Origin of the sequence: Bacteroides nordii (genome assembly GCF_019930665.1) — a bacterium.
GTDB classification, from domain to species: Bacteria; Bacteroidota; Bacteroidia; order Bacteroidales; family Bacteroidaceae; genus Bacteroides; species Bacteroides nordii.
The window spans coordinates 2,286,318-2,308,200 of the sequence record NZ_CP082886.1 but is presented as its reverse complement, the minus strand read 5'-3'; the positions used below and the strand labels follow the sequence as shown (position 1 = coordinate 2,308,200).

The window sequence follows — 21,883 nt, the reverse complement described above, 5'->3', positions numbered from 1 at the left end:
AGAAAAACAATGAGACAAATCTATTATAGTATACGAACTCTATTGCGCGAACGCGGCTCCAATATCATAAGGATTATCTCCCTTTCTCTGGGACTTACCATTGGTATTCTGCTCTTTTCGCAAATAGCTTTCGAACTGAGTTATGAGAAGTGCTACCCGGAGGCAGAGCGTCTGGCAATGGTACGTTGCCAGATGACCAATCTCAGTACAGGTGAGGTAATGGGAGACGATGGAACCAATTACGATTACACCGTCTTTGATCCGGTAGCTGCTGTATTGGCACAAGATATGCCGAAAGAGATTGAGAGTGCCAGTTGTGTTTATCCTTTTGTAGAATATAGTATATATAATGAGGACAAATTATTGTCTGATGTAAATTATATATTTGTGGATACGTGTTTTTTTCAGACTTTTGGCATACCGGTATTGAAAGGTAATCCCAAGGACTTGATTATGCCCGGAAGTGTTTTCGTATCCGAGCACTTTGCCCGTGAAACTTTTGGAGACACAGATCCTATAGGCAGAATTCTTTCGGCAGACAAACAACATAATTTTACCATTCGTGGTATCTATAAGGATGTTCCCGAAAACACACTGCTTACTCATGACTTTGTAGTCTCTGTCCATGACAATGGAGGCTATTTCCGCGGAAACGGCTGGAAAGGGAATGACGTCTTTTATGCATTTTTACGCTTGCGTCATGCTTCGGATGTGGATGAGGTGAATAATAATATCCAACGGGTAATAGAGAAATATACGGAGAGCCAGTTTGATGATTGGAAGATAGACTTTAGCGTTATTCCACTTGTAAAGCGCCACTTGGATTCCTCCGAGGTACAAAAGCGGCTGATTATTTATGGCTTCCTGGGCTTTGCCATTTTCTTTGTGGCTATTATGAATTACATGCTGATCTCAATTGCTACACTGAGTCGCCGTGCCAAAGGCGTAGGAGTGCATAAATGTAGCGGTGCCAGTTCAGCCAACATATTCGGTATGTTTCTGGCAGAGACAGGAATTCTTGTCTTGATTTCAGTCTTGATTAGCATATTGCTGATAGTCAATGCACGCGAGATTATAGAAGACCTGCTTTCCGTTCGTCTTTCCTCTCTTTTTGTATGGGATACGCTTTGGGTTCCGCTACTGACTATTGGGATACTTTTTGTACTGGCTGGATGTATACCGGGACGTTTGTTTTCACGTATTCCCGTTACGCAGGTGTTTCGCCGGCATACTGACGGTAAAAAGAGCTGGAAACGTTCCTTACTGTTTATACAGTTTATAGGAGTCTCTTTTGTACTCGGTTTACTATTGGTCACCTTGTTGCAATATAGCCATCTGATGAATCGTGATATGGGAATTAAGACTCTGGGATTGACAGAGGCCGAAAGTTGGGTTTCCAGAGAAACGGTAGAACACATTAAGGATGAATTGCGTCGTCAGCCAATGGTTGAAGATGTAACAGCTGCAACGCATAGTGTACTGGGACAATACTGGACGCGGGGATTGATGAGTAATGAAGGTAAACGCATCGCCACACTCAATTTTAATATCTGTCACTATAACTATCCCGAGGTGATGGGGATAGAAATACTGCAAGGTTCTACTTTGAAGAAAAAGGGAGATTTGTTGGTAAATGAAGAGTTAGTGCGCTTAATGAAGTGGACAGACGGGGGCGTGGGAAAAAAGCTGAACGATGTGGAAGGAACGATTGTCGGCGTATTCCGTGATATCCGTAACGAAAGTTTCTATGCTCCTCAGTCACCTATTGTCCTGATAGGAAATGAAGAACAAGCCAATCATACGTTTAATATTCGCTTGAAAGAACCTTATGATGAGAACCTGAAACGTCTGAATGAGTTTATGGGAAAGACTTTCCCTAATGTGTCCCTCCATTTTGTTCCGGTTGACCGTATGGTGAAGGATGGATATAAAGATGTATATCGTTTCCGCAATTCCGTATGGATTACTTCCGGTTTTATTCTACTCATTGTTATCATGGGGCTGATTGGTTACGTGAATGATGAGACACAACGTCGCAGTAAGGAGATAGCCATCCGGAAAGTAAACGGTGCTGAGGCTTCACAAATACTACGGTTGCTGGCAGGTGATATTCTGTATGTATCGGTGTTGGCTGTAGTACTTGGTACGGTTATTTCTTACTTTATAGGGCGAGCCTGGCTTGATCAGTTTGCCGAGCAGATTGATCTGAATCCTTTGCTTTTCGTGGGCATTGCATTTGTAACGTTGCTACTCATCGTTGCCTGTGTGGTACTCAAGGCATGGCACATTGCTAATGAGAATCCGGTAAAGAGTATTAAAAACGAGTGATAAGTGAATAGTGATGAGTGATTAGTGGCTGCGCTATTATGGCGGATGGTACTTATCACTAATCACTACTCACTTATCACTAATCACTAATTTGTGTGATCATGCGACAACTTTATTACACGATACAGACCCTTATTCGTGGGAGAGGTTCCAATCTTATTAAGATAATCTCTCTTACTCTGGGGCTATTTGTTGGTATTCTGCTCTTTGCCAGTGTTGCTTTTCAGTTGAGCTTCCACAACTTCTTTCGCCAGCCGGAACAGTTGTATCTTACTTATATGACCAATATCCAGAATGGAGTAGAAGGGAAAGCATTCTCTTATACTTTTGGTCCGCTTTCTGCTGCGTTGAAAGAGAATTTCCCAAAAGAAGTAGAGAATGCTACGATCTTGCGTGACTGGGGGGACGTAGTATTGTATAATGGAGATACCAGGTTGCAGGAACATATGGCATATGGAGATGAAAACCTGTTTGCTACATTGGGCTTGAAGGTATTGGCAGGTAAACCGGAGGACCTGGTGTCTCCGGATGTTATTTTCATCTCGCATACTTTGGCAAAGAAGATAGGAGCGATGGATGGTGAATTATCTTCCGTCATAGGCAAGAATCTGTATCAGGATCGTAAACAACCCATGATGGTTCGCGGAGTGTTTGAAGACTTGAAGGAGAATACGGATATTTCTTTTGATGTAGTAATGCCTATGGCTTCTCTGTGGAGAGATAACCGTGCTGGCTGGGGATATGATATTAGCTATATGGCTATTATCCGTTTTCGTGATGAGGCCGGTATGAAGACAGTAGAAGCCCGTCTGCCTGATATGTTGAAGAAGTATATGCCGAACTTTAACAAGAGGGAAAATAATCGTTGGGAATGTTCTTTCCGGCCTTTGTCCGATCTCCACTCTACCAATCCTACGGTGAGGACAATGGTGCTTGTTATGTCTGTTCTTGCCATTGTGATTTTGCTGATAGCTGCATTCAACTATGTATTAATATCGGTTGCCTCTCTGGCGAGGCGTGCCAAAGCTGTAGGAGTACATAAGTGTAGCGGGGCTACCGGAGGTGCCGTATTCCGGATGTTTTTCACAGAGACTGTTCTGATTGTTTTGCTTGCTATCCTGTTAACAGTATTGCTCATGTTCCAGTTCCGGGATTTTGTTGAAGAAACTACAGCTGCCCGTTTGGTATCACTCTTTGCATGGCGTACGTTATGGGTACCGGTTCTGGTGGTGCTTGCTGTACTTTTACTGGCTGGTATTATGCCCGCAGGATTGTTCTCTTCTATTCCTGTGACACAGGTATTCCATCGTTATACCGAACGGAGAACCGCATGGAAACGCCCGTTGCTTTTCATCCAGTTTATGGGAATGACGTTTATCTTTGGTTTCCTTATTATAGTACTTGGACAGTATCAAACGGTAATGAATAAAGATTTGGGATATAACCCTGACCGGGTAGTCATGTGTTGGCATCAGTTTGGAAATGAAGAGGGGAATGCAAAGAGTTTCTTTAAGAACCTCCCGATGGTAGAAGACTATGCGGCAGCTGCACAAATGATTTGTTACGGTTACAGTGGCGATACTTTTGATGTGGGTGAGAGTAGAAGGGTAGATGCCCGTATAGATTGGATCGGTGTGGATTTTGTACCTATGATGGGCATTCCTATTCTGGAAGGAAAGAATATTGCGGTTGAAGGTGAAATACTGGTGAATGAAGAATTCGTACGGCAGGCACGCTGGACGGATAGTCCTATAGGGAAGAGGATTCAGTATGGACGGAGAGATTTCATTGTAGTGGGCGTTGTAGGAGATTATGCCATAAGAAGCGCTTATCATCCCCAAGAACCTATATTATTAATGACCAGCCAGAATCCCGGCTTTAATTACCTTCGTCTGAAAGAGCCTTTCGAGCAAAATCTAGCAGATCTCAACCAACAGATGACAGAAGCCTTTCCTACCGATGATGTTGTGTTCTTGTCATTACCCCAGATGTTGGAGGAGCAATATACGGATGTCCGTCGTTTTCGGAATGCAGTTGTCTTGGCTTCCATCTCTATTTTCCTGATAGCATTAATGGGATTGATTGGCTATACCAATGACGAAGTTCGTTACCGCAGTAAAGAGATTGCCATTCGTAAAGTGAATGGGGCCGAAGCTTCGGGGATTTTACGATTACTTTCAGAAAATATCCTATGGACTGCATTGCCGGCTGTAATCATCGGTGCACTGCTTGCTCATCTTATCAGTAACAAATGGTTGGAGCAGTTCAGTGACTCCGTACAATTGGGTATTTGTGCACATATCGGGGTAGCACTCTTTGTATTGGCACTGATTATATGCACCGTTGTCTTTCGTGCATGGAATGTGGCGAATGAGAATCCGGTGAAGAGTATTAAAAATGAGTGATAAGTGAGTAGTGATGAGTGATTAGTGCCATGCGGCATATTAGCGCAGCCACTAATCACTTATCACTACTTACTATTTTTAAACTTTTTCTTCCTTTTGTTTGTTATTCTTCATATAAAACGTACTTTAGCGTTTGCTATCATTTAACTACGTGTTTGTTTATGAAGAATACACTCCTGAATATCTGGAACTTCTATCTTGAGGGCTTTCGTAGCATGACCTTAGGTCGTACTTTGTGGCTTATCATTCTCGTGAAGTTGTTTATCATGTTTTTTATTCTTAAAATATTTTTCTTTCCAAACTTCCTGGGACATCTGTCTTCGGATAAAGAAAAAAGTGAATACGTGGGCGCAGAACTTATTCGGCGGGCTATTCCGCCGGAAGACTGATTACGTTCTCTTTCTCATCACCTTTACTACTTCGAGCTAATAACAACTAACTACAAAATAATATGATTGAAAGTATTGACACCTCATTGATTGATTGGTCGAGAGCCCAATTTGCGATGACAGCCATGTACCATTGGATCTTTGTTCCGCTCACCCTTGGGCTTGCGGTTGTAATGGCTATCATGGAAACACTGTATTACAAGACAGGTAATGAATTCTGGAAGCACACAGCTAAGTTTTGGATGAAACTATTCGGTATTAACTTTGCCGTCGGCGTTGCTACCGGATTAATTCTCGAATTTGAGTTTGGAACCAACTGGAGTAATTATTCCTGGTTTGTAGGGGATATCTTTGGAGCACCGCTTGCCATTGAAGGTATTCTGGCCTTTTTTATGGAAGCCACGTTTATTGCTGTAATGTTCTTTGGATGGGATAAAGTAAGCAAACGATTCCATCTTGCTTCTACCTGGCTCACCGGATTGGGAGCGACAATCTCTGCCTGGTGGATTTTAGTTGCCAATGCTTGGATGCAGCATCCGGTAGGGATGGAGTTCAATCCGGATAGTGTTCGTAATGAGATGGTGGACTTTTGGGCAGTGGCCCTTTCGCCTGTGGCAGTCAATAAATTCTTTCATACGGTGCTGAGTGGATGGGTATTAGGTGCTATCTTTGTGGTAGGTGTCAGTTGCTGGTATCTTTTAAAGAAGCGGAATACGAAGTTTGCCATGTCGAGTATTAAGATCGGAGCGATCTTTGGTTTGACGGCTTCTTTGCTTGCTTTGTGGACGGGCGATGGTTCCGGCTATCAGATTGCACAAACGCAACCCATGAAACTGGCTGCTGTAGAAGGTTATTATGAAGGACAGGAGGGTGCCGGACTGGTAGCTATCGGTATGCTGAACCCTGAGAAGAAGACCTATGATGACGGAGTGAAACCTTTTCTCTTCCGTATTGAAGTACCCAAACTGCTTTCTTTGCTGGCAGAACGCGAGATGAATGCTTTTGTCCCCGGTATCAATAATATTATTGAAGGAGGATATATGCAGAAGGATGGTACGATAGCTCTTTCTGCTGCCGAAAAGATAGAACGTGGACGAAAGGCGGTTGCTGCGTTAGAGACCTATAAAGCGGCAAAGGCGGCAGGCAATGAAGCCGATGCACAGATTGCCTATTCGGTATTAAAAGAGAATGTTCCGTATTTTGGCTATGGATATATCAAGGATGTGAACGAGTTAGTACCCAATGTTCCGTTAAACTTCTATGCGTTCCGCGTGATGGTAATGCTTGGCGGGTATTTTATCCTGTTTTTTATGCTGGTTCTCTTCTTTGTTTATAAGAAAGACTTGTCGAAGATGCGTTGGATGCAATACATCGCTTTGTGGACTATTCCGTTGGGCTATATTGCCGGACAAGCGGGATGGGCAGTAGCAGAATGTGGTCGTCAGCCTTGGGCGATACGCGATATGATGCCTACCTCAGTGGCTATTTCCAAACTGGATGTTGGTTCTGTTCAAGCCACGTTCTTTATCTTTGTAGTGTTGTTCACCGTCATGCTGATCGCAGAGATCGGTATCATGTTGCGTGAGATAAAGAAAGGACCTCAGGTTTCTGAAAAGGATTCTGGCTACTAATTACTAACTTCTAACTCCTTTAAATTATGAGTACATATATATTCCTACAACATTATTGGTGGCTGATAGTCTCTTTATTAGGGGCTATACTCGTATTCCTGCTGTTTGTGCAGGGTGGAAATTCGTTGCTTTTCTGTCTGGGAAAGACAGAAGAACACCGTAAAATGATGGTTAATTCTACCGGGCGCAAGTGGGAGTTCACTTTTACTACCCTGGTAACGTTTGGCGGAGCTTTCTTTGCCTCTTTTCCTTTGTTCTATAGCACAAGCTTTGGTGGTGCATACTGGCTGTGGATGATTATTTTATTCAGCTTTGTGCTGCAAGCTGTCAGTTATGAGTTTCAGAGTAAAGCAGGCAACCTGTTGGGCAAAAAGACATATCAGACGTTTTTAGTGATCAATGGGGTAGTAGGGCCGTTGCTGCTTGGTGGGGCTGTGGCTACTTTCTTTACCGGTTCTGATTTTTATATCAATAAAGCGAATATGGGCAATATAATGATGCCCGTTATCAGTCAGTGGGGCAACGGTTGGCACGGATTGGATGCTTTACTTAATCCGTGGAATGTCGTTCTGGGGTTGGCAGTGTTCTTTTTGGCGCGTGTTTTAGGATTGCTTTATTTTATTAATAATATTGCAGATGATGCATTGATTACTAAATGTCGTCGGGCGCTTTACGCCAATGCAGGGCTTTTCCTTGTTTTTTTCCTGGCTTTCGTTATTCGTACACTATTGGCTGATGGATATGCTGTAAATCCGGATACTAAAGAGATTTATATGGAACCGTATAAGTATCTGAATAACTTCCTGGCGATGCCTGCGGTACTGGTTACTTTCCTGATCGGTGTGGTACTGGTATTATTCGGTATTCTGCGTACCCTTCTGAAAAAGACATTTGATAAAGGAATCTGGTTTGCCGGTGGTGGTACGATACTGACAGTGCTTGCCCTGTTACTTATAGCCGGATATAATAATACTGCTTACTATCCGTCATTCACTGATATCCAAAGTTCACTAACGTTGAGTAACAGTTGCTCCAGCCAGTTTACCCTGAAGACAATGGCATATGTATCTATTCTCGTGCCTTTCGTTATTGCTTATATTTTCTATGCATGGCGTAGCATTGATAAGAAGAAGATAGATGCTGAGGAGATGGATGAAGGGGGGCACGCTTATTGAGTGGACAGTTATTTAATTGACAGTGGACAATTGACAATTGACAGTGTGCTGCGCTATGGGGCAATGCACTTTCCCCGTCTTAAAGGGTATCCCCTCTCAGAGGGGGATGGGCTATGTACTCCCGCTGCATAATTAATCAAATTGTCAATTGAATAACTGTCAATTGTCAACTGTCCACTGTCAATTAAGTAACTGTCAAATTGTATTTCTTATAAGCCAAGGAGTGCTCTATTTCCTGCCCATTGTATGCTGGATAAAAAGAATGGACTGTAGAGCGTTAAACTTTTTGCAGTTTGATAATAAAACAACAGGATGGATGACTAATGGAACGTCATTCATCCTGTTTTATTTTCCAAAGGTTCTTTCTTCTTGTTTTTCGGCTTTATTTTGCTATCAGGAGATATTCTCTCAACGAGAGAGAAATAGAATCGGATAATCCTTTTTTTTCTTCCCCGGAGCCGAACCTATTGCTCCCCGGAGCCGAGCCGTTCCCTCCTCGGAGCCGAGGAAGTGCCTCCCCGGAGCCGAGGAACTTTTTGCACACAAGAAAACTGAACTTTCCATGGCATGAAACGGTGATTATTCCGGTATTATATCCACCTTTTCCAGGTGTATAACGCCCCTTTTTCTGTTTTTTGTGATGCAATGTTCTCTGTTTTCTCTCTACTTTGTCTCTTTTTTAAAAAGAGTGTGTCAGTAAAAAGAATAGTTCTCTGTTATTTTGCTACGTTATTTACTGGTTTACCTGCCATATAGGCTTTCAGGTTTTCCAGCATAATTCCCATTAACCGTTCGCGGGCAGCGGTGGTAGCCCAGGCAATGTGTGGGGTAATATAGCAGTTGCGTGCCGTCAATAACGGATTATCTGCACGAGGCGGTTCAGTAGAAAGTACATCTACGCCGGCTGCATAAATCTTTTTCTCATTGAGGGCATCGGCAAGGTCTTGTTCGTTTACCAACGGGCCGCGTCCGGTATTAATAAGTATGGCTGTGGGTTTCATCAGTGCCAGTCTACGTGCATTTACCAATTCACGTGTCTGCTCAGTTAGCGGGCAGTGCAGACTCACTATATCGCACTCGCGGAAAATCTGGTCAAGTTCCATCTTTTTGATTTCCGGTGGTAGTTGCAGACGCGATTTAGAAGTGTATGCCCATACCTTCATACCGAAACCGATGGCAATACGGGCTGTATTGTATCCGGTTTGTCCCAGACCGATAAGGCCGATTTTCTTTCCAAGCAATTCAATGAGCGGAGTATCCCAGAAGCAGAAGTCAGGGCTGTTGGTCCAGCGTCCTTTATGAACCTCTTCGGAGTGGTGTTGCACCTGTTGAGTGATGTTCAGGATATGTGCAAATACCATTTGTCCCACAGAAGGTGTACTGTATGCGGGGATGTTGGTAACTATGATTCCGCGTGCACGGGCAGCATCAATGTCTATGATATTATATCCGGTAGCCAGTACTCCGATGTACTTCAATTGGGGCAGGGCTGCTATATGTTCTGCGGTAATCACTACTTTATTGGTCAGAATGGCTTCTGCACCGGTAGCACGTTCCAATACTTTTTCGGGAGCAGTGCGATCGTAAATCGTGCATTCACCCAGTGCCTTCAGGCCTTCCCAGCATAAATCGCCGGGGTTGGCAGCATAACCGTCTAATACTACAATTTTCATATTCTTTCGTTTGATTGGTTATTTTCCTTCTTTATATCTCTCACCCCACAACTGCTGCATTCGTTCGGCATGCTTCTGTTCCGCAGCATTGTGTTGCGGCTGCCAGATGCGGCGGTCTTTCAACTCGTCCGGCAGGAATTGCTGCTTCACAAAGTTACCTTCATAGCTGTGGGCATATTTGTATTCTTGTCCGTATCCCAACTGTTTCATCAGTTTGGTTGGTGCATTGCGCAGGTGGAGCGGAACGGGTAAATTGCCGGTTTCGCGTACCATGGCAAGAGCATCATTAATGGCGCTGTATGCAGAGTTACTCTTTGGGCTTGTAGCCAGATAGATGGTGGCTTCTGCTAATGGGATTCTACCTTCGGGCCAGCCCAATTTCATCAGTGCGTCAAAGCAGGCATTGGCTATAAGTAAAGCATTAGGGTTGGCAAGTCCGATATCTTCGGCTGCCGAAATAACAAGGCGGCGGGCTATGAAAGCAGGATCTTCGCCACCTTCTACCATGCGTGCCAGCCAGTAGATAGCACCATCGGGGTCACTACCGCGGATAGACTTGATAAAAGCAGAGATAATATCATAATGCATCTCTCCGTCTTTGTCATAAGCAAGCGGGTTTTGTTGCAGGCGTTCGGTTACTATCTCGTCAGTGATGATGACAGTTTCTTCTGTTTCGGATTCTACTACCAGTTCCAGTATGTTCAGTAATTTACGGGCGTCGCCTCCCGAGAAGCGGAGCATGGCGTTGGTCTCTTTTAGTTCGATACGGCGCTCTTTCAGTATCGTATCTGTGGTGATGGCACGTTGCAACAACTCCAGTAAGTCTTCTTTTTCGAGAGACTTCAGTACATAAAGCTGGCAGCGGGAGAGGAGGGGGCGAATCACTTCAAAAGAGGGATTCTCCGTGGTAGCACCGATGAGTGTAACCGTTCCGTGCTCTACAGCCCCTAACAGTGAATCTTGCTGCGACTTGCTGAAACGGTGTATTTCATCAATGAAAAGTATCGGGCTTCCCTGCGAAAAGAAACGGTTACTCTTGGCACGGTCTATCACTTCGCGTACATCCTTTACCCCCGAAGTAACTGCACTCAATGTATAAAACGGAGTTTCCAGCTTGTTGGCGATGATCTGCGCTAACGTTGTTTTCCCCACCCCGGGAGGTCCCCAGAGGATAAAAGAGGAGATTCGTCCTGCATCAATCATCTTGCGCAGGATAGCACCAGGTCCTACTAAATGTTTCTGACCTATATAGTCATCCAGTGTCTTTGGCCGAAGTCGTTCTGCTAATGGTTGCATATTGTTAGTGATAAGTGATTTAGTGATAAGTGATAAATGATTAGTGATAAGTGGGCTACGCTATATCCGCATGGAGCTAATCACTTATCACTACTCCGTTAATCACTATTTAAAATACCATTAATACCATGAACCGTATTCCCCATTTGTTGATACCCGGATTATCACGATATGTCAGGCGGTGTACATATTCAACATGTAACAGCTTAAAAATGTTGTAAACACCTATACTTGCTTCCATATATGGTATTTTAGGGTCCATCACATGACTTGTGTACTGTCCGTCGCGCATCGGGAAAAGGAAGAGGTCGGGGTTGTTACTTTTGAAGGGATTGTTCTTATCTGTCAGTGTACCCCATAAGGTGCGGAAGCGGATCATTTCTCTCCACTTTAGCTTCTTCAATAAGGGGATGCGGTTGAATAGCTTTCCGTTCATGTCATACGACAATGAAAGGGAGGCGAAGCGGTCATTCAGGAATTCCATGTTGTTGATAAGACAGAATGTTTCGCGCTGTGTAATGTACGAAAGATTGGCTTCCGGCAATATCAACAATGGGAAGGGAACCGTATTCCATTCGGCTCCCCCTTTGAGGCTGATATCTACTTTACCCCAGGACGAAGGGAGCCATACACGTTTCCAGATACTTGCTTCGGTACGGTTAAAGTTATATTCGCCACCCAATACTCCTTTGAAACCGGCCGTATGGGTCAGGGTAAAGATAGGAGCGTCCAGTGACACCGGGATACGGCGTTGCTTGGAATTTACAAAAGCTTCTCCCGGCGCATATCGTAAGGTTACACTTGCTTCGGCAGTGGTAATGTCGTGAATTGGTTTTTCATTGGGTAATGGCATCTTGTCTGCGCTACTGTTGTTCGCCCAGTATTTCAGATTACCTGTCGGTTCATCATTACGATGACGGAGCATGCTTTTTACACCAAAACCTGTTGGGGTTTCCAATTCATAGTTAATAGCAACATCACGCATATACGACATCTGGTCTACAGTTGTAGTCTTAAACGACACAAACACGTTATCTTTATCCGTAAATAGGAATTTATCCATTGGAGACATCACGTCGTAGCTGTAAGTGGCAGAGACGAAATGTTTTGGGAATTCCCAAACCACATAATCGCGTTTATTGAACGAATAAGTCAGTGTCCCGCTATACTTCCAGCGATGGTCTTTGAAACCATAAGCCCCATAACCGCTCAGGAACCAGTGTGGGTTGAGATTGGCGGTAGTCATACCACTCAATCGTAGTCGCAGACCGTCCACATAGTTGTTGGATATCGTAGTATTGATAGGTCCGAAGTCAAATTTACTCGGTTTTTTAGGTCCGGTAGTTTCCACAAAGTTTTCAATCAATGCTTTGGCTCCGAAGATGATATACTTGAATCCCGGAATCTGTTCTATCCGGTTCATGAACACATCCATGCTACTCTCTGTTTTGGTGAGTGGCACCTGGCGAACTTCCGCCCAGTATTCATCGCTCTTTGACAGCATATCGGCCTCTTTGATTACCGAACCTTTCAGGCGGAAAAGCCTTTGTTCAATAGGATCGAACTTATAATTGCTGTATTTAGTTGTTCGCTGTACCTGTAGCCCACCCATTGACTTTACCAGAGAGAGGTCTACCAGCATATCGTCATCCATTAAGACCCAGTTTCCGTTGGGCAATTGTTCATACTGCTGTACAATATCCAGCTGATTGACAAAGTTGACCCCTGTTTTCTTGGGCAGGTTCATAACGCACTTTTTTACAGCATATGTTGAATCTTTCAACACATACAGATGACCCGTAAAGCCAAAATCCTGCGAGTTTTGCGGCACAAACGTGAGGTGTACACAAGTATCCCGATCCACTGTCAGCGTATCCATCAGATAGTATTTATAGAAATTCAGCCCCTCTTTGGCTATGGGACTGGTGAAACGTCTTTGCAGCAGACGGATTTCATCGTCATAGATATTGACATTGGTGAATATATCCTGCAAAACAGTTCCAAGCATATCTCCTGTCGAAAAGAATTCATTGATACCATTGGAGTTCATTCCTTTGATAATTGTCTTTTTACTTTCCGGGCTTTTACGGAATACAGTTTGTGAGGATGTCTCCTGAATAGATATAGGGAGAATCAGACTGTTAGTAGTCTCCGATACTTCAATTTGATCTTTAAGGAAGGAATATTTCTTGTAGATACCTTTCTCCAGCTTTTCGGGAGTGATATCGTTGAGAGACATCTTCATCTTCTCGTACTGATCATATTGATAGTAATCGTTTACCTCCAGCTTTTGCGCTTTCTTATGCTCTATTACTTTTCGCATGAAGTCTACAGCCGGATTATTTTTCTTTGAGTACTTCTCTTTCTTTGGTTTCACAACGACCTCAGTCAACATAACATCGTCCGGTACCATTTGTACATTCAATACTTTCTGTCCGGGAGTCAGTCTGATGACTTTAGTACGGTAACCAATAGATGAGAAGGTTACTTCGTTCCAGTTTTTACGGGTTTCTATCTGATATTCACCATTGGCATTGGACACTCCGCCAACGCCTTTTCCTTCATAGTAAACAGAAATATACATCAGTGGCTCGTGTGTAATTGAGTCTGTAATAACCCCCTTTAGCTGCGCAAAAGACTGTGACGCAGCAAATACGAGCAGAAATAAAAGGATAAGTTTTTTATATAGTAGCTTCATATACTTCAACATGAGGTGGCAAAGTTAACAAATTACTCTTGAAAACGTAGTTCTTAATAACCTTTTTTGTATTACTTTTGTCTCCTATAATTGTGATTGATAATGATTTCTATATTGATACCTACGTACAATGCTGTCTGTCTGCCGTTAATAGAGAAAGTACATAGTCAGGCAGTTGCTTTGCAAATCCCTTTTGAGATTTTGCTGGCTGATGATGCCTCCTGTGAAGACATTCGTCAACAGAACCGGAAAATAGCAGAATGGCAAGGTTGCCGCTATCTGCAAAAGGAAGAAAATCAGGGCCCTGCCCGTATTCGTAATTATCTGGCTTCGGAGGCACAATATCCTTATCTGTTGTTTCTAGACTCGGACGTCATGCCAGTATCCGACTTTTTCATTGCTGAGTATCTTAAGGTGGCTCGTCCCGGTCTGGTGGTTTGTGGTGGATTCGTTTATCCGCGTAAAAATATTCCCGCCAATGCCATATTACGTTATAAATATGGAATGGCTGTTGAAGAGCAGAGTGCTGAACAAAGAAATCGGGAGCCTTATAACCGCTTTATCAGCATGAATTTTATGATATGTAGAGATGCTTTTCTGAAGGTCTGTTTTGATGAATCATTCCATTTGGGATACGAAGATACATTGTTCGGAATGCAATTGGAGCAAGCGGGAGTAGAAATATTGCATATAGACAATGCGGTATATCATCTGGTGGAAGAAAACAGTGAACAGTTTCTTATGAAAATACGCAGGGCGGTCCGTAATCTTGACGGACACATTGACCAGATGCATTCGCATGTAAAGTTGTTACGATGGTATACTATTGTAAAACGTCTGCAAATGGTGCCTGTCGTCGTTTTCTTATTCAAGCATAATGAAAAAAGGCTGGTAAGCAATCTTACCAGCCAGCATCCTTCATTGAATCTTTTTGCTTTTTATAAGTTGGGGTATCTCTGTACCTTTCTTTCTGAAAAGAAATCAAGACAATAATATTTGCACAATCCTGTCGGCTGTCCGTCCGTCCCAGCGTTCGGGCAGTCCGCCGTGTTTCCATTCTCCCTTCATCAGTGTATCCATTGCTTTGCCCAGTGCGGCGGGATCTTCACCTACCAGCTCATTGGTTCCGATACGCCATGTTTCCGGATGTTCCGAGTAGTTGTTCAGTGTGATACAGGGAACTCCCAGGAATGTGGATTCCTCAGCCAGATTGCCAGAGTCTGTGATAATACCTTTTGCCTTATTCATAAGATACCCGAAAGAAAGATAACTTTGCGGAGGCATGATATGAAGGTTGGGAGCAGAGATACTCAGCTCTTTGATTGCATCACGTACATAGGTATGCACTGGGGCAACAATTGGCGTGCCGGCCGCTTTCTCTATAATTGTTTCCATCAGTCGGCGCAGGTTCTCCTTTTTGTTCAGCAATACCCGTCTGTTGAGGGTGAGCAGAAGATAATCTCCTTCTTCTACACCGAGTACGGAAAGCCAAAGCGGACGAATAAAGTGATTACGATTATAGCGGATGTTATCAATAAGAATATTTCCTACATAATATACATTGGCTTCCTCCGTTCCGGTCTGGTTTAGATTGCGGTTTGCTACCATGCCTGCCGTAAACAGATAATCGGATAGCCCGTCAGTGATCATCCGGTTTACTTCTTTGGGCATGTTCATGTCAAATGAGCGGGTACCGGCTACAAGATGCGCTACTTTAGTTCCCTGTTTCTTGGCAACGATGGCACAGCTCATTGTAGCTGTAAGATCATCGACCACAAGAACGATATGTGCGGGATTCTCTGTCAGTTCCTTGTCGAAAGCAACCATAATGCCCGAAGCTAATTGAGTGGCATTGCTATCACTAACTCCCAGAAAAACATCCGGTTGCCTCATATGGAGGTCGGCAAATAAAGAAGCGTCCAAACTGGTATCATCGCGTCTTCCGGTGTATACCAACCGGTAAGAGATTCTTCTACCTTGCGCCCGTGCAGCATCAATGGCACGTGTGATAGGCGCTATTTTCATAAAGTTAGGGCGGGCCCCGGCAACAATAGTTATTTTCATATCGCTCTTCTATCTATTTTTCTGAAAACAAAAGTACGCTTTCTTGCGGAATTATTTGTTCCTTTGCAGACAAAAAAAGTAGGATATGCCAACATTCGTTCAAATTCTGGATTTTATAGGTACGTTTGCTTTTGCAATCAGTGGTATTCGTCTGGCTTCTGCCAAACGTTTTGATTGGTTCGGAGCTTATGTGGTGGGTCTGGCTACTGCCATTGGCGGTGGTACTATTCGTGATGTATTGCTTGGGGTTACTCCCGGGTGGATGACAAATCCCGTCTATCTGATCTGTACGGCAATGGCTCTGTTATGGGTGATTTTCTTTGGTAAACATCTGATTCATTTGCATAATACATTCTTTGTATTTGATAGCGTCGGTCTGGCTCTGTTTACTGTAGTAGGTGTGGGAAAGAGTATAGCTTTGGGATACCCATTCTGGGTTGCTATCATGATGGGGAGCATTACCGGTGCGGCAGGCGGTGTGATTCGTGACGTGTTTATTAATGAGATTCCTTTGATATTTCGTAAAGAGATTTATGCCATGGCATGTGTGGTAGGTGGTGTTGTATATTGGATGTGTCACCTTTTAGGACTGGACTCTGTCGTTACGCAAATAATAAGTGGATGCAGCGTCTTTGTAACGCGCATTCTGGCAGTAAAGTATCAAATTTGCCTGCCGATTCTGAAAGGGGAGGAGGAGGAAGAAGATGTAAAGTTATAAGGTTATAGGGTGGTAGGGTTATAACCTTACCACTCTATAACTCTCCCTATAACTCTTTCTCTTCCATTTCTCCCGAGAAACTTATCGATTCACGGTTTTGCATGTTGACGTTGATGCTGGTTGAACCATTGGGATAGATGGTTAAGCTGAACTTAAACCTGTCTTCCGGGCTCCGGGCTATAAATTCGATCTTTGCAGCTCCCTTTTTATTCATTTTCATTTCATATTCATCAAGAGGTGCTTTAAATATCAATCCGTCGCCTCCACCATAAGGGATGGAGTATGCGCGTCCATAGAAAGGCAGATACGAAATAACAGAATCATTTCTTATCTCCAGTGAATAAGGTGAAGATAAGTAGACGGTCTTACCACGGCGAGGATAGGCGGTACTCACACTAATTTTATACTTCTCCGATACAATCTGTTCTTTCACAGCTTGTTCTCTTTGTTCTTTTTGCTCTTTCTTACTTTGAGCAGAAACTCCGGATAAACCGATAATCAACAGGAGCATTAAGGTAATAGTACGTTTATTCGTTTTCATATCGCTACTCTTTTTTATTACTAACATTCAAATATACTAAAATACAGATTAACTGTACTTTATTTAATGAAATTAAACAGAAAAAGAAGGAGGTCGTTATAATGCTTTAATGTCCGGAAATGGCAATCCCTGCCTGTAATAAATGTATTACAAACAGGGATTGCATATTATCAGTTACTTTTCAGTTCTTAGAACAATGTATCTTTGGTATTAAACAGTTTCTTCTCTGTTAATCTTACCACTTTTCCGAATTTTTTCAGTTCTTCTACATTGATATCTTTGGGGTTACCCATGATACCGATAGCAATTGGTTTGTCTTTGATGTTTTCTTTATAATACTTCATTATATCATCAAAAGTCAAAGCATCAATTTTCGGTATGTTTTCAATAGCGGGGTCTTGTGTATATCCCACTCTCTTATACTGTTCAAAGTATTGAGCTTTATCGCGGAAGTCCGGATGTGTAGTGAGTGCTTCCTGGCGTAGATAGCTCTTGATATTGTCCATACGATCCGGATTTTCCGGCATATTGCGCAACAAATCCATGTAGAGGGCTAATGCTTCATTGGCTTTGTCGTTTTGTGTGCCGATTTGTCCGATGAAAGTAGTCGGATACCCTGGAAGGATAGGTGTTGTAACTATCCCATATGCAGAATAGACCATAGAACGTTTTTCACGAAGCTCATTTAACACTAATCCGTTGAAGTCTCCGGAAAAGTATTGGTAGAATGCATCGCGCAATACGTCATCCTTTTTGTCATAGTTTGCTGTCGGCATGAAGAAGTAAATCTGAGCTTGTTCTGCATCTGAGTTCGGCAGGAAATAAACTGTGTTTTCTGTAACGGGAGCTATCGGTTTCACCTGTGGTGAATCGGTCGGTTTCTCATTAGCCACCAACGGAAGGTTTTTGCTCAGAATTTCATATACATTGTCGAAAGGCAACGTACCTGTATAGTAGATTTCTGCTTCATAATTGGAAGCGCGATTGATATCACCTGTCAGTTCTGATATCTGTAACTCCAGGATTTGTTTGTCGGTCAGTTCATCTATGAAAGGAGATTTATCTCCGTAACGGATGTACTGATTCAAAGCAACTCCCAAGGTCTGTACATTGTCTTTACGCTGTTGACGTGATCCTAATGTACTACCTTTGATACGGCTTAACTGTTTCTCATCCAATTTTGGCATTAAGATCTGGCGGGCAAGTAGCTGGCAGGCTTCCGGAAGATTGTTTTCGTATCCGCGCATTGAGATGTACAGATAGTCATCACCGGCAAATACATTACAGCTGACGTTCAATTTGCTAAGTTCCTTTTTCAGTTCTTGCGGTTCGTAAATCCCCATGATACCTGCATTATTCATTAAGCTGGCAGCAATACCAATTTTAGGGAATGTACGTTCTCCCGCGCCATATTTCAGTGTCAGGCTGAATACCTCATTCTCTGAGTTGGCAGTATAGAACAGCTTAGAACGGTCGTTGATCCGTTTTGTCTGTACTTCGCCAAAATTCATAAACTTCTCTTCTACCTGACCAATAGGTAAGCTCTTGAATTGTTGTGCATAGAGCGACTGTTTACCTACAGGAGGTTCGATCGGTTTGTATCCTGGTTTCTTTATTTTGGCATCTTTGCTCAATTTTCCTTTTTCTATATAAAGAGCTAAGTAATCATTGCTCAGATATTGTTTAGCTACACGCTTAATGTCATCAATGTTGATAGCCATGATTTCATCTTTGTAGTTGAGCACCTGTCCCAGATCTTCTTCATTGATAAAAGCTTGTAAAAGAATGAGTGCTTTGTTTTCACTTGCTTCCATGACCTGATCGAATTCGCGGCACATATTGGTTTTGATGGCATTAATGATCCAATCTTCCACTTCACCATTAGCAATCTGCTGAATCGCTTTCAATGCTTTCTTTTCGGCACTCTTGTTTGATTCAAAACGTCTTTGGTTTTCATCATACAATGGAGTTACTGCTATTTTGCAACGACCTTGCTGACGATTGGCTTCCAGAGATGCGGAACCATTTGTTATTTCACCATCAATTGATAGTTTATCGAGTGCGCCGGTAGCACTACTGTTGTGTAATAATGCAAGTGCTATTTCCAGGGGTTTTTCATCCGGATGTCCGGCTGGTACACCTTTGTAAATCATGCATACTGATGGATATTGACCAATTTTAGCCGTATATTGTGTACGGCCTTTAATATTCAGATCAGGATAGGTTTTACGTTCGGGAGTTGCTTTTTGAGGAAGACGGCCGAAAGTAGATGCTATTCTGCCACTGATCTGGTTGGCATTTACGTTACCTACCAAAACCAATACCATGTTTTCTGCTGTGTACCAGTCATTGTAGAACTTGATTAACTGGCTTAACCGAGGGTTTTTCAGATGTTCGGGCAAACCAAGTACCGAACGTGAGTAGGGGTGTCCTTCGTACGCTTTACTTTGAATAAAATCGTATTGCACACGCCAGGGATTATCCTGTCCGCGGTTGTATTCTTCATATACCGTTTCCAGCTCAGATTGGAAGGTGCGGAATACAGGATTCAGAAAACGCTGAGAAGAGATTTCCAGCCATTTGTTGATTTGGAAAGCAGGAAAAGAATTGTGGTAATAGGTTAAATCCATACCTGTGGCAGCGTTTAGGTTTTTACCTCCCATACTTTCCATCAAATTAGAAAACTCGTTGGATACACTCACCTTACCGGCCTGAATAGTCAATTCATTAATTTCTTTACCGATAGCCTCTTTTTTTACCGGATCAGCTTCGTCGGCCATTTCATCATACTTGGCGATGATTTGTTGGTAAATAGGTTCTTCGGTAGTCCAGTCGAGTGTACCAATCTTGTCGGTTCCTTTAAACATTACATGTTCCAGATAATGAGCCAAACCCGTATACTCGGCAGGATCATTAACTGCCCCTGTACGTACTCCTACCAATCCGAATACGTCAGATTTCGTGTTGTCTTCCCATATATATACGGAAAGACCGTTTTTCAGCTTAAATGCTTTCAGTCCTTGTCCGAATGATGGGACAGAAACTGCTATCGCAGCCAAAAGGATGAGAGATTTGATTAGTTTCATAAAATAATTAAATAAAGTGTTTTTATGTATATGTAGGCAAAGCTATGAAAAAATCACAAAAGAACTACGAAAACCTCGGAAAAATAACATTGTAATTACAAATACAGTAAATATATCACAATTGATTATTTAGTGGATTATTATTGAAACGCAGATAAACGCGGATGAACGCAGATTTTCTGTATGGAATATTGTTTTTAATCATAACGCAGCAATCTAATTAGTGAAAATCTGCGTTCATTTGCGTTTTAATAAATTCGTATTTATATGGCAAAAGTTTTTATATGCTTTAAAGATGAGGTTATGGACGTTTTTAGAATTGTTCCAATACCTCAATTCTCTTTTTAATAGGAGGATGGGTTGCAAACAGTCCACTGAGTCCGCTGAAACTACTCTTTGCCTGTTTACCCGGATGTTCTATGAAAAGTTGGGCTACATCTTCCCTTTTTACGGCTTCAATATCAGGATCGGCTGAAATCTTACGTAACGCACTGGCAAGAGCAAGCGGATTCTTTGTCATTTCGGCAGCACCTGCATCTGCCATGTATTCACGTTTGCGTGAGATGGCAAAACGCATGAGACTTGCAAAGAAATAGCCAATGGCAGCTACAATGAGAGCAATCAGAATCAACACAATAACACCGTTTCCTTTGCTATTGCTACTACGTGTACGCGAACTATAATAAATAGAACGTATGGCAATCTGCGCCAACATAGAAAAGATACCAACGAATACGATGGAAACAATCAGCAAACGTACATCCCGGTTACGGATATGACTTAATTCATGTGCTATGACTCCTTCCAGCTCCTGATCGTCTAGTTTCTCAATAATCCCACGGGAAAGTGTAACAGTGTAAGTACGCTCATTAATTCCACTGGCATAGGCGTTCAGAGAAGAGTCATTGATGATGTTAATCTTCGGCATTTTCATACCTTGTGACATACAGAGGTTCTCTACCAGATTATAGATGCGCTTGTTCTCTTTGCGTTCCAGTGTCTTTGCTCCGGTAGCAGCTTTGATAATGCTTGTGTTGGCAAAATAGGCAATAAGGAACCAGATCGTAACACCTCCTATTATATAAGGTATAGATTGGAGGAATATGTCATTCACCATATCCATACGACTATAGTCCACATATTGTTCTTGCGTAAGCATTACCAGCAAATAACAGAACAGATAGGAGAGTACCCCTACTAAACAAGGAAACAGAAACAGCAGAAATACGGAACGAATATTATTCCGGTTCTGTTGTGTTTGAATTCCGATGTATTGCATGATTTATCAATTATCCGTGAGGAGTTTAGAAATTAATTTTAGGGGCTTGTTCCAGATTGGCACGCTGTTCTGTTCCCAGGTCGAACATAATTTCTTTGTGGAAGCCAAACATACCGGCAATCAGGTTGGAAGGAAATGTCTGAACAGCATTGTTCAGTTCCTTTGTAGCTGAGTTGAAATAGCGGCGGACTGATGCTAATTTGTTTTCAATATCTGATATTTCTTCCTGTAACTGAAGAAAGTTCTGATTGGCTTTTAAATCAGGATAAGCTTCCAACGTAATCTTCAATCCCGAAAGAGCAGATGTCAATTGATTTTCCGCATTGATTTTATCGTCGATCGTACATGCATTGACTGCTCCGTTACGAGCCTGTATCACCCGGTCTAATGTCTCTTTTTCGTGGGTGGCGTAACCTTTTATGGTATCTACCAATTGTGGTATCAGATCATGACGCTGTTTTAACTGTACATCTATATCTGCAAATGCATTTTCACGGTTATTTCTTAATTTTATCAGTGAATTGTACATCGAAACTACCATGATTCCAAGTATGACGATAATTCCTAAAATGATTAATAGAGTCATAATTTTGTGTATTT

General features: G+C 42.6%; 15 protein-coding genes. 7 read left to right on the top strand and 8 right to left on the bottom strand.

Annotation, left to right across the window (positions count from 1 at the left end; all coding sequences use genetic code 11):
* Positions 1-9: 9 nt before the first annotated feature.
* From K8P02_RS09145 to cydB, 5 genes are all read left to right on the top strand, one after another.
* Positions 10-2,328: an ABC transporter permease gene (locus K8P02_RS09145; RefSeq protein WP_122201626.1), complete on the top strand. Its 2,319-nt coding sequence runs from the start codon at positions 10-12 to the stop codon at positions 2,326-2,328.
* A gap of 101 nt (positions 2,329-2,429) precedes the next feature.
* Entirely contained in the window at positions 2,430-4,733 is a 2,304-nt protein-coding gene (locus K8P02_RS09140) for an ABC transporter permease (protein ID WP_025867266.1), read from the top strand.
* A 161-nt stretch (positions 4,734-4,894) separates the two neighbouring features.
* Positions 4,895-5,122: a DUF4492 domain-containing protein gene (locus K8P02_RS09135; RefSeq protein WP_007485254.1), complete on the top strand. Its 228-nt coding sequence runs from the start codon at positions 4,895-4,897 to the stop codon at positions 5,120-5,122.
* Between the two features lie 62 nt (positions 5,123-5,184).
* Positions 5,185-6,753, top strand: a complete 1,569-nt coding sequence (locus tag K8P02_RS09130; protein ID WP_025867267.1) for a cytochrome ubiquinol oxidase subunit I — start codon at positions 5,185-5,187, stop codon at positions 6,751-6,753.
* Between the two features lie 26 nt (positions 6,754-6,779).
* Positions 6,780-7,928 (top strand): cytochrome d ubiquinol oxidase subunit II, encoded by a 1,149-nt coding sequence (gene cydB / locus K8P02_RS09125; RefSeq protein WP_025867268.1) that lies wholly within the window; start codon positions 6,780-6,782, stop codon positions 7,926-7,928.
* A 716-nt stretch (positions 7,929-8,644) separates the two neighbouring features.
* Here the strand turns inward: cydB and K8P02_RS09120 are convergent.
* The 3 genes from K8P02_RS09120 to K8P02_RS09110 form a co-directional block, all read right to left on the bottom strand.
* Entirely contained in the window at positions 8,645-9,601 is a 957-nt protein-coding gene (locus K8P02_RS09120) for a D-2-hydroxyacid dehydrogenase (RefSeq protein ID WP_025867270.1), read from the bottom strand.
* An 18-nt stretch (positions 9,602-9,619) separates the two neighbouring features.
* Positions 9,620-10,897: a replication-associated recombination protein A gene (locus K8P02_RS09115; protein WP_195349887.1), complete on the bottom strand. Its 1,278-nt coding sequence runs from the start codon at positions 10,895-10,897 to the stop codon at positions 9,620-9,622.
* Positions 10,898-11,006: 109 nt separating this feature from the next.
* Entirely contained in the window at positions 11,007-13,595 is a 2,589-nt protein-coding gene (locus K8P02_RS09110) for a DUF5686 and carboxypeptidase-like regulatory domain-containing protein (protein WP_025867271.1), read from the bottom strand.
* A gap of 102 nt (positions 13,596-13,697) precedes the next feature.
* On the opposite strand from K8P02_RS09110, the gene K8P02_RS09105 reads away from it, so the two are divergent.
* Positions 13,698-14,588, top strand: coding sequence for a glycosyltransferase family 2 protein (locus K8P02_RS09105; protein ID WP_025867272.1), 891 nt, complete (start codon positions 13,698-13,700; stop codon positions 14,586-14,588).
* Here K8P02_RS09105 and K8P02_RS09100 read toward each other — a convergent pair.
* A complete protein-coding gene (locus K8P02_RS09100; RefSeq protein ID WP_025867273.1) occupies positions 14,577-15,659 on the bottom strand; it encodes a UDP-N-acetyl glucosamine 2-epimerase in 1,083 nt (360 codons plus the stop codon). The two genes, K8P02_RS09105 and K8P02_RS09100, sit on opposite strands and share 12 nt — an antisense overlap.
* Positions 15,660-15,744: 85 nt before the next feature.
* Between K8P02_RS09100 and K8P02_RS09095 the strand changes: the two genes are divergently transcribed.
* Complete coding sequence (locus K8P02_RS09095; RefSeq protein ID WP_007485263.1) at positions 15,745-16,377, top strand: trimeric intracellular cation channel family protein; 633 nt, start codon at positions 15,745-15,747, stop codon at positions 16,375-16,377.
* Between the two features lie 46 nt (positions 16,378-16,423).
* Here the strand turns inward: K8P02_RS09095 and K8P02_RS09090 are convergent, their stop codons facing one another.
* From K8P02_RS09090 to K8P02_RS09075, 4 genes are all read right to left on the bottom strand, one after another.
* Positions 16,424-16,918 (bottom strand): DUF4251 domain-containing protein, encoded by a 495-nt coding sequence (locus K8P02_RS09090; RefSeq protein ID WP_025866459.1) that lies wholly within the window; start codon positions 16,916-16,918, stop codon positions 16,424-16,426.
* Positions 16,919-17,106: 188 nt separating this feature from the next.
* Positions 17,107-20,004: a M16 family metallopeptidase gene (locus K8P02_RS09085; protein ID WP_025866458.1), complete on the bottom strand. Its 2,898-nt coding sequence runs from the start codon at positions 20,002-20,004 to the stop codon at positions 17,107-17,109.
* A 313-nt stretch (positions 20,005-20,317) separates the two neighbouring features.
* A complete protein-coding gene (locus K8P02_RS09080) occupies positions 20,318-21,283 on the bottom strand; it encodes a M48 family metallopeptidase (RefSeq protein WP_007485267.1) in 966 nt (321 codons plus the stop codon).
* 25 nt (positions 21,284-21,308) lie between these two features.
* Positions 21,309-21,869, bottom strand: a complete 561-nt coding sequence (locus K8P02_RS09075) for a LemA family protein (RefSeq protein WP_025866457.1) — start codon at positions 21,867-21,869, stop codon at positions 21,309-21,311.
* Positions 21,870-21,883 lie beyond the last annotated feature (14 nt).